The following is a 1,722-nucleotide window of genomic DNA, read 5'->3' on the forward strand; positions in this document are numbered from 1 at the left end:
CGCCATCGACCTCAAAGACGGCAAATGTGTGCGCCTGCGCCAGGGCCGCATGGATGAGGAGACCGTCTTCGGCGACGACCCCGTCGCCGTTGCCGGGCGCTGGCGCGATGCTGGCGCGCGCCGCCTGCACCTGGTGGACCTGAACGGCGCTTTCGCCGGCGAGCCGGTCAACGGTGATGCCATCCGCGCCATCGCCGCGGCCTATCCGGACCTGCCCATCCAGGTGGGCGGCGGCATCCGCGACGAGCACACCATCGCCGCCTATCTGGACGCGGGCGTGAGCTGGTGCATCATCGGCACTCAGGCCGTGAAGGAGCCCGCCTTTGTCGCCCGCGCCTGCAACGCCTTCCCAGATCACGTCATCGTCGGGTTGGACGCCAAGGACGGGCAGGTGGCCATCAACGGCTGGGCCGTCGTCACCGACAACCGCGTGGAGGATCTCGCCCGCCGCTTCGAGCGCGACGGCGTCGCGGCCGTCGTCTATACCGACATCGGCCGCGACGGCATGCTGACGGGGGCGAACGTGGAGGCCACCGCGCGGCTGGCGGCCGCCGTAAGCGTGCCGGTCATCGCCTCCGGCGGTATCACCAGCCTGGAGGACGTCCGCGCGCTCGCCGCGGTTGCGGGGCAGGGACCGGGGCCAGGCATCATCGGTGCCATCACGGGCCGGGCCATCTACGAAGGGACCTTGGACTTTGCTGAAGGTCAGCGTCTTGCCGACGCAGTGGCCGGGGCGTGAGGGCCGAGGCTGGCCGGGCGGCGGCGCGGCCGGAAGTCAGTCGGACGCCTGCTGTCTAGGCTGGAGCCCGCAGGGCCCGGATGAGACTGCGGGTCGGGTTCACGGAACGCCGATTGGTTGGCGGCGCCATTTTCAAAGGATCTCGAGCCGCCGAAAATGGAGGAGCCGGGGGACTGCACAATGTCCGAACAGGCCCGGCTCCGTACGATTCTTGGCCAGGACGGCCAATCAGTCGTTGTTTCCTTAGGAGCTTGACTTCTTGCTCGGCTTCTTGCGGCAGTGCCCGCTCACCTTGACGCCGTCCGAGCGCGTGTAGCCGTCCACCCAGCTGCACTGGGCCTCGTTCTTTTCGCAGGCCTGTTTCTCCATGCCTTTACAGTCGGCCGCCGACGCTGCCCCGTGGACGCCCAACAGCAGGGCGGCGGCTAGGGTGGTGACGATAAGGCGCTGGGTCTTGTGCTTCCCCATGGCTCTGATCTCCTGTCGATGTGTGGGTTGCACACGCTCCGATGCTGTCGCTGCCGGAGCGCGTACACGCAAATTACCTTCATCAGTCGACGAAAATCAATATCTGAGCGTCGGGAAGTGGTTGACATTACGATTTTGACTTGAGGCGTGTACTCATGGGCTGAGCATTGATCAACGCATCGAAGACGGATCGCTCCCCGCGTAAGGCCCTGCTCACCAGCTCTGCCGTAGCCACCGCGAGCATGCCGGGCAGGATGATGTTGGGGTTGGCTGTGAGCTCGAGCAGGGCGGTCAGGGCCGCCAGCGGCGCCCGCAGCGTGGCGCCCATCATGGCGACCATACCGATGGTCGCGTAGAAGCCGGATGAGGCCGCGTGCTCGGCGCCGCCGGCGGCGAGAAGCAGGCCAAGCGTCGAGCCCGCGGCGCCGCCGATGAACAGCGTAGGCCCTGGCTCCTATCCACATCTGACGCTGCCCACGAAACGAGAGGGGTAGATCCCGGGGGGCGCCGGATCA

3 protein-coding genes are annotated in these 1,722 nt (G+C 67.1%); 1 reads left to right on the forward strand and 2 read right to left on the reverse strand.

Features of this window, described 5'->3' with window-relative positions; genetic code table 11:
* On the forward strand, positions 1–739 hold a 739-nt coding region (gene hisA / locus I6U14_RS10410), incomplete at its 5' end, for a 1-(5-phosphoribosyl)-5-[(5-phosphoribosylamino)methylideneamino]imidazole-4-carboxamide isomerase (protein WP_296899109.1).
* A gap of 243 nt (positions 740–982) precedes the next feature.
* On the opposite strand, the gene I6U14_RS10415 is transcribed toward hisA, so the two are convergent.
* A complete protein-coding gene (locus tag I6U14_RS10415) occupies positions 983–1,207 on the reverse strand; it encodes a hypothetical protein (protein WP_296899110.1) in 225 nt (74 codons plus the stop codon).
* Between the two features lie 127 nt (positions 1,208–1,334).
* A complete protein-coding gene (locus I6U14_RS10420) occupies positions 1,335–1,646 on the reverse strand; it encodes a chloride channel protein (protein ID WP_367115656.1) in 312 nt (103 codons plus the stop codon).
* Positions 1,647–1,722: the final 76 nt, after the last annotated feature.

Origin of the sequence: Thiohalocapsa sp., from assembly GCF_019695415.1 — a bacterium.
GTDB lineage: Bacteria > Pseudomonadota > Gammaproteobacteria > Chromatiales > Chromatiaceae > Thiohalocapsa.